The sequence below is a fragment of the Achromobacter sp. 1014246743 genome, from assembly GCF_059760725.1.
Genome location: NZ_JCBANA010000123.1, coordinates 1 through 8,236 on the forward strand (window position 1 = coordinate 1; position 8,236 = coordinate 8,236).

3 protein-coding genes are annotated in these 8,236 nt (G+C 65.6%); all 3 read right to left on the bottom strand.

The window, feature by feature from the left end; all coding sequences use genetic code 11:
* Positions 1-50: 50 nt before the first annotated feature.
* Positions 51-2,018 carry a bifunctional diguanylate cyclase/phosphodiesterase gene (locus tag AC6LJ2_RS29590; protein ID WP_498152731.1) on the bottom strand — a complete coding sequence of 656 codons (1,968 nt, stop codon included), beginning with the start codon at positions 2,016-2,018 and terminating at the stop codon, positions 51-53.
* Positions 2,019-2,035: 17 nt separating this feature from the next.
* Entirely contained in the window at positions 2,036-2,719 is a 684-nt protein-coding gene (locus tag AC6LJ2_RS29595) for a transglutaminase-like cysteine peptidase (RefSeq protein ID WP_263913824.1), read from the bottom strand.
* 127 nt (positions 2,720-2,846) lie between these two features.
* A partial coding sequence (locus tag AC6LJ2_RS29600; protein WP_498152732.1) for a VCBS domain-containing protein occupies positions 2,847-8,236 on the bottom strand: 5,390 nt, incomplete at its 5' end.

Here is an 8,236-nt window from a genome sequence, read left to right on the forward strand (position 1 = left end):
AAAGAGACCGCCGGTTGTCCGCGGTGGCCCTTTTTTTGCGACTGTCCGGCCTAGTTGGGCTGCTTGACGCCCGGGCCCCGCATGACGGTGATGCCGAGGTCGGCCAGGATGCGGCGCGTTTCGCTGTCCGGCACGTCTTCGGCGTAGACCGCGATGTTGAGCTTGCGGGCGGTTTCCAGCACCGATGCCGTCAGTTGCTGGCTGCCCGGGCTTTGCGACATGCCGCCCACGAAACCGCCACCCAGCTTGACGTACGACAGGGGCAGGGTGTGCAACTGCGCCACGGCGCCGAATTGCTGCGCCAGGCGGCGCACGCCGATATGCGCGCCGAATTCCGAGGCCACCCGCGCCAGCGCGGCGATCTGTTCGTGGCATTCCACCAGGCCGTGCGCGTCGATTTCCAGGAACAGGCGGCGGGCCAGCGCACGGTGTTCGGTCAGCAGCAGCGCCAGCTGGCGCAGGTATTTCTGGCCGCGCAGCGAGGGCAGGGCCACGCGCAGGGCCAGTTCGCCGTCGTGGGCGGCCAGCCAGTCCAGGCCCAGTTCCACGGCCTGCAGATCGCAATCGGCCACCAGGTCCAGCCGCACGGCGGGGGGGATGAACAGGGTGGCGGGGATGGCAGCCTGGTCGGGCGCCGTGCGCAGCATCAGCATGGCTTCGTTGCGCAGGACGGTGCCATCGGCAGCGCGCAGCGGTTCGGTCGTCAGTTCGAAGCGGCGGCCTTCCAGGGCCGACAGGATGGCGTCCTTCCAGGCGCGCTCGCCGGATTCGGACGGGGATTGCGCATCGGCCGCGCCGGCGATGACGACCTGGTCGTTGCCGGCGCTTTCCGCCCGCATCAGGCCGAAGTCCAGCCGCCCCAGCACCGGTCCGGCCGGGTTGCCGTGGCTGTAGTCGGCCATGGCCTGGGCCCAGCGGCACAGGTGGCCTTCGCCCACGGGAATGCGCGAGGCATGCAGGTCGGCGCGCAACTGCTCGGCGATCATCATCGCCTGCGGCGCGGCGCAACCCGGCAGCAGCAGCGCGAAGTCGGACCCGTTCAGGCGGGCCAGCAGCGGATTGGCCACGTGCAGCGACTTGAGCGAAGCCTGGATGCGTTCGCAGGCGGCGCGCAGCCACTGGTCGATGAACTCGCGCGGCATGTGGCGGTTCAGGTCAGCCAGGTCGCGCTGGCGGAACACCAGCACATGGCCCCCATCGATGGGCGGACGTGCGGGCGAGCCGCCCTGGACCGGGCCGGCTTCGAGCGCGCGGCGGAATTCATTGACGAAGTATTTGCGGTTGGGCAGCCCCGTGACCGGGTCCTGGTTCAGTTCCAGTTCCAGCGATTCGATCTTGGCGTTCTGTTCCTCGACGCTGGCGTAGACGCGCTCGCGGGTCTGGTTCAGCGCCTGCACGACGTCGGTCAATTCGGGCACGCGTGCCTGCATCTGCTGTGGCGGCGTGTCCTGGCCGATGCTGCGGACGTGGTCGCTGATCTCGCGCAGCAGCCGGTTCTTGATCCAGCCCACCAGGGCAAAGGCGAACAGCGCCCAGATCAGGCCCGCGCCGACCACCAGCGCGATCATGCGCAGGCTGCTGCGCCACAGGGCTTCCCAGGCATAGGCGTCGTTGGCCACCAGCGTGACTTCGCCGATCTGGCGCCAGCCGTCGCTGACCGCGTGCGAGGCCGATTGCGCATCCAGCGGCGCCAGCGCCTGGAACCAGCGCGGCACGGAGGCGCCCGCGGACGTGGCCTGGCGTTCGATCAGCACCTTGCCTTCAGGGTCGGCCAGGCGCACCAGTGAAAAGTGGCCGCCGTCGAACAGCGCCGACACCAGCAATTCCTGCACCACCGGGTCGTTGTTGGCCGGTTGCGACAGCGACAGCGCCAGCGACACGGCGGCATCGGTGCTCTGCACCTGCAACTGGCCCGACAGGTATTCACGGGCGGCGTTGACGCTGAGCGCCAGGGTCCCCAGCAGGATCACGATGATCGCGAGGGTGACGCTGAGCAGGAGCTGTCGAAGTATGGACATAGTCTTGGTTCCGGACATCAGGGGCGTATGCCTTCCCGTTCCATGCGTTGAAGTAGATCGCGCCAGCGGCTGAGGCGGTCAACCGGTGCGGCGGGTTTGCCGTCGACGTATACGCCGTCGGCGTTGAAGCTGAAGACCGGCGTCAGGTCGCGCCGTTGCGACGCCGGCAGGATGGTGGAAATCAGGCTGTCCAGCACCAGCGGTACCGCGTTCGGGGTTTCGTAGTAGCCCAGCACCATGTGGGCGATCTGGCTGCTGCTGGCCGGGCCGCCAACCCGTGCCCGCACATAGATGAAACGCAGCTTGTTCGCCGGCACGCCCAGGGACAGCAGGGTGAAATACTTGCCGATGACGTAGTCTTCGCAGTCGCCCGCGCCTTTGCCCAGCGATTCGAGCGGGGTGGCCCAGTAGTCGTCCTTGCCCCAGATCGTGATGTCGTCGCCCGACAGCAGGGCACGGTTCCAGAAATCGTTCGCCACCGTCAGCTTGTCTCGTTCAAGCGGGGGAGGCGGGGTGTGCAGCAATTGCAGCCAGTTCGACACCGCCTTGGCGCCCTTGGCGCCATAGCGGCTGGCCGACAGGCTTTGCAGTTTGTCGGCGTTGATCTCCAGGGCGAAACTGCCGCCCCAGCCGCACGCCAGGCAAAGCAAAACCCATCGGCACAGGTTCAGCGTGACGCGGAAACGGCGGGTTGATGGCATGAAACGGATTTTCACATTTTTCCGGGTGATTCAGGTGTCAGCCGGAAAAAATCCCCGCGCAGCCAACGCGTCGCGCACGGTGCTTCGGACCGTCCAGGGCCGCGGGCGGCCCTGGACGGTGACGGGCTTAGCTGTGATCGACGTTCAGCTTTCCCTTCTGCAGCAGGTCGTTGATGATCGCCTGGTTGTTCAATTGCCCGCCTTGCGTCAGGTCGATGTTCTCCAGCACGATCTTCTGGTCCGCGCCCTGCGTGCCCAGCTTGCCCTGCGTGTTGACGTCGATGACCGTGTTGCTGCCTTCCTTGTGGAAGTTCAGGTACTGGGTCAGGGTGCCGTCCTTTTCGCCGACCAGCAGGTCCTTCAGGTCCAGCACGTCGCCGCCATCCGCCGGTTTGCCCAGCGCGAAGTCCTTGATCGTGTCCACGGCCGGCTTGGCGGTGGTGCCCTGGTCGCCCAGTTCCCACTTGAACGTATCGCTGCCGGCGCCGCCGATGAGCGTGTCATCGCCCTTGCCGCCGATCAGGATGTCGTTGCCGTTGCCACCTTCCAGCGTGTCGTTGCCCGAACCGCCGTGCAGCAGGTCGTTGCCGTCGCCGCCGTACAGCTTGTCGTCGCCGGCACCACCGTAGATGATGTCGTTGCCGTCGTCACCGTACAGGATGTCGTCGCCGCCCTGGCCGTAGAGGATGTCGTCGCCGGTGCCGCCGTGGATCGTGTCGTTGCCGCCACGCGGGTCGTCTGCCAGGTTGAAGTCGGCGTGGTGGTCCTTGATGTAGTCGTACAGGTCGCTGTTGGTCGGCGGATGCCCGTCACGCATTTCCAGGAACACTTGCAGCGCCTTCAGGCCCGAGCCTTGCAGCAGGTCGCTTGGGCGGCCGCCCACGGAGCTCCAGTTCAGCACGCTGCCATCGGTGTTCAGCGTGTCGCCGAAGATGATGTCGTTGCCGGCGCCACCGTTGATGATGTCGTTGCCGACAGCGGCCGGGTCCGTGCTGGACGAGCCGCCTTGCAGCGCGGCCGCCAGGTCCTTGGACGTGTTGACGATCTGGGGCTGGCCGACCGCACCCGTGACGGTTTGGTTGGGGCTCCACCAGTAGTCGCCCGGGAACGAGACGGTGCCCGTGCCGGTGACGCTGGAATTGTCGAAGAACTTGAGGTAGCCCTCGTTCACGCCCGTGCCGATGCCGATGGCGTGGACGGCGCTCTTGCCGCTCAGGCCCTTGAAGGCGTCGACGGCATCCTTCATGTCACGGTAGTCGGTGCTGTTGCCGCTGCCGTTGCTGCCGTTGTTGCTGAACGTGGGGTCGCCGTCGGTCAGGAAGTACGTGACGTTCTCGAACGTCTTGCCGTTGGACGACGAGGGCTGCTTGTTGAACCAGGTCAGGGCTTCCTTGAACGCGCCTTCGTAGTTCGTGCCGCCGCTGGCGCTGAGCTTTTCGATGGCCTTGATCAGGTCATTGACGTTGCTCGCGTTCAGGCCGTTGACCGTGTACTTGGTGCTGGCCGATGACTCGAAGCCGATCAGCGCCACGTTGACGATGCCGTCGTGGCCCTTCAGGCTGTTGGCCAGGTTCTTGAGCGCGTCGATCGTCAACTGCATGCGGGACAGGCCCTTCGTGCCCGACGGGTCCGCCATGCTGCCCGAGGTATCCACGACGATCGCGATGTTGTAGTTCTTGCCCGGCTCCACCGTGGTGACGGTGCCGCCCTTGTCGCCCAGGATGACGTCGTCGCCGCTGCCGCCGTTGATGGGCGGCTTGGTGCCGGTACCGCTGCCGTCGTTGTCGCCCGAGATGAAGTTGTTGGTCTTGAGCGCGAAGTTGTACTCGCCCGACGTGTCCTTGCCGCCGTTGGCGGTGCCGCCATCGTCACGGACCTGGAAGCCGAACGAGGTGTCCTGGCCGGCGGCCGACGGGGTGTAGACCAGCTTGCCCGCGGCGATGTCCGCCGCCGAGATCACGGCGTTCACCGTCACGGGCTGGCCGTTCAGGGTCAGGGTGCCGTCGGTCGGCAGGCGCGTGATTATCACGCTTTGCAGGGAATTGCCTTCGGCGCCGTCATTGAAGTTGAACTCGGCCGTGGTGAAGGCATGGCCGGCACCGGCGCTGACGGTGGTCGCGTTGTCTGCGGCGACCGGGGCATCATTGGTGCCCACCACGTCGACCGTGATGGTCTGCTTGGCCGAGCCGTCGGCGGACGTGACCTCGAAGCTCTCCTTGAGCACCTTGCCGGCGGGCAGGTCCTGCACTTCCTTCAGGCCGTTGTTCAGCGAGTAGGTCCAGTTGCCGTTGGCGTCGATCGAGAACGTGCCGTACTTGCCCGCCACGCTGGTCTGGGCGACGACGCTGCTCTGGCCGGCGTCGGCATCCGACACCGTCAGCTTGCCCGAGGTCAGCAGCGAATTGTCTTCGATCACCGTGCCACCGGTCTGGCCGCTGATCTTGGCGACGTCGTTGGTGCCGGTGATGGTGACGGTGATGTCCTTGTACGCGGTGCCGCCGTTGCCGTCGTCCACCGTGACCCGGATGACGTCGTTCACCGTCTGGCCTTCGGTCAGGGCTTGCACCTTGGCGCTGTTGTTGTCCAGCACATAGGTCCACTTGCCGGTCTGGTCGACGGTGAAGGTGCCGTACGTGCCCTGGCCGCCGTTGTTGACCGTCCAGGTGTGCTTGTCGGTGGCGTCGATGTCCTGCTTGGTCAGCTGGCCGCTCGTGGTCAGCGTGCCGTCTTCCTTGACGTTGCCGGTGACCAGGCCGGTAATGGTCGGCAGGTCGTTGGTGCCGTTGATGGTGATGACCACCTTGCTGGTGGTGCCATCCGCGGTGGTGACCGTGTAGGACTCGGTCAGGCTGTCCTTGGCGCCCAGCTGCTGCACGGCGGCGGCGGTGTTGTCCAGCTTGAACGACCAGTTGCCGTTGGCGTCGATCGAGAACTTGCCGTATTGGCCCTGGAAGTCGGTCTGCGGTTTGAAGACCGCTTCGCCGGCATCCTTGTCCGTCACGTTCAGCTTGCCGCTGGCCGTGTCGATCGTGTCTTCCTTGACGGTGCCCTTGTCGGCCCCCGGCGTGCTGGGGGTGATGACGGCGGCGTCGTTGGTGCCGGTGATATCGATGACGATCGTCTTGGTGGCCGTGCCGCCATGGCCGTCGTCCACGGTGACGGTGATGGTGTCGGTGACCTTCTGGCCTTCGGCCAGGGCCTGGACCTTGGCGCTGCCGTTGTCCAGCACGTAGGTCCACTTGCCGTTCTGGTCGACCGTGAACGTGCCATAGGTGCCCTTGCCGTCGTTGTTGACGGACCAGGTGTGGGTGTCGTTCGTGTCGACATCCGACTTCGTCAGCTGGCCGGTCGCGGTCAGCCCGCCGTCTTCCTTGACGTTGCCGGTGGTGGCGCCGCTCAGCGTCGGGGCGTCGTTGGTGCCGGTGACGTTGACGACGATGGTCTGGGTGGCCTTGCCGCCGTTGCCATCGTCCACCGTGACCGTGATGGTATCGGTGACCTTCTGGCCTTCGGCCAGGGCCTGGACCTTGGTGCTGTCGTTGTCCAGCACATAGGTCCACTTGCCCGTCTGGTCGACGGTGAAGGTGCCGTAGGTGCCCTTGCCCTCATTGTTGACGGACCAGGTGTGCTTGTCGGTCGCGTCGACGTCGTGCTTGGCCAGCTGGCCCGACACGGTGGTGAGGGTGGCGTCTTCCTTGACGTTGCCCGTGGCCAGGCCGGTGATGGTCGGCAGGTCGTTGGTGCCGTTGATCGTGATGACCACCTGGCTGGTGGTGCCGTCGGCCGTGGTGACCGTGAAGGTTTCGGTCAGGCTGTCCTTGGCGCCCAGCTGCTGGATGGCGGTGGCGTTGTTGTCCAGCTTGAACGACCAGTTGCCGTTGGCATCGATCGAGAACTTGCCGTACTGGCCCTGGTGGTCGACCTGGGCCTGGAAGCTGGCTTCGCCGGCGTCCTTGTCCGCCACGTTCAGCTTGCCGCTGGCCGTGGTGGTTTCGTCTTCCTTGACCGTGCCCTTGTCGTCGCCCGGCTTGCTCGGGGTCACCACGGCGGCATCATTGGTGCCGGTGATGTCGATGACGAGGGTGGTGGTGGCCTTGCCGCCGTTGCCGTCGTCCACCAGTACCGTGATGGTGTCGGTGACCTTCTGGCCGTCGGCCAGGGCCTGGACCTTGGCGCTGTCGTTATCCAGCACGTAGGTCCACTTGCCGTTCTGGTCGAGCGTGAAGGTGCCGTACTGGCCCTTGCCGCTGTTGGCGACGTTGTCGAACGACCAGCTGTGCTTGTCGGTCGCGTCGACGTCATGTGGCGTCAATTGGCCGGTCGTGGTCTGCGCGCCGTCTTCCTTGACGTTGCCGGTGGTGAGGCCGGTGATGGTCGGCAGGTCGTTGGTGCCGTTGATCGTGATGACCACCTGGCTGGTGGTGCCGTCGGCCGTCTTGACCGTGAAGGTCTCGGTCAGGCTGTCCTTGGCGCCCAGCTGCTGGATGGCGGCGGCGTTGTTGTCCAGCTTGAAGGACCAGTTGCCGTTGGCATCGATCGAGAACTTGCCGTACTGGCCCGGGTGGTCGACCTGGGCCTGGAAGCTGGCTTCGCCGGCGTCCTTGTCCGCCACGTTCAGCTTGCCGCTGGCCGTGGTGGTTTCGTCTTCCTTGACCGTGCCCTTGTCGTCGCCCGGCTTGCTCGGGGTCACCACGGCGGCATCATTGGTGCCGGTGATGGTGACGACGATGGTCTCGGTGGCCGTGCCGCCATGGCCGTCGTCCACCGTCACGGTGATGGTGTCAGTGACCTTTTCGCCACCCTTCAGGGCCTGCACCTTGTCGCTGGCGTTGTCCAGCTCGTACTTCCAGTTGCCGTTCTGGTCGACGGTGAACTTGCCGTACGTACCGTTGCCCTCGTTGTTGACGGTCCAGGTGTGCTTGTCGTTCACGTCCACGTCGGCAACGTCGAGTTTGCCGGTGGCGACGGCGGTGCCGTCTTCGGCCACCGCACCATCGACCTTGCCGGACAGCTTCGGATCGTCGTTGGTGCCTTCGATCGTGACGGTGACGGTGCTTTCGGTGCCGTCAGCCGTGGTGACCGTGAAGGTCTCCTTCAGCGTTTCGCCCGCGCCCAGCCCCTGGACGGCGGAAGAGGCGTTGTCCAGGTGGTACGTCCAGTTGCCGTTGGCGTCGATGGAGAACTTGCCGTGTTCGCCTTGGAGTCCGTTCTGCGGATTGAAGACCGCTTCGCCCGCGTCCTTGTCGGTCACGTCCAGCTTGCCGCCGGTGGTCAGGGTGCCGTCTTCGGTGACGCTGCCTTGGTCATCGCCCGGCTTGCTCGGGGTCACGACCGCCGTGTCGTTGGTGCCGGTGACGGTGACCTTGATTTCCTGGGTGACGGTGCCGCCATGGCCGTCGTCGACGGTGACGGTGATGGTGTCCACGACCTTTTCGCCCGCCTTCAGGGCCTGGACCTTGGGGTCGTCGTTGTTCAGTTCGTACGTCCAGTTGCCGTTCTGGTCAACCGTCAGCGTGC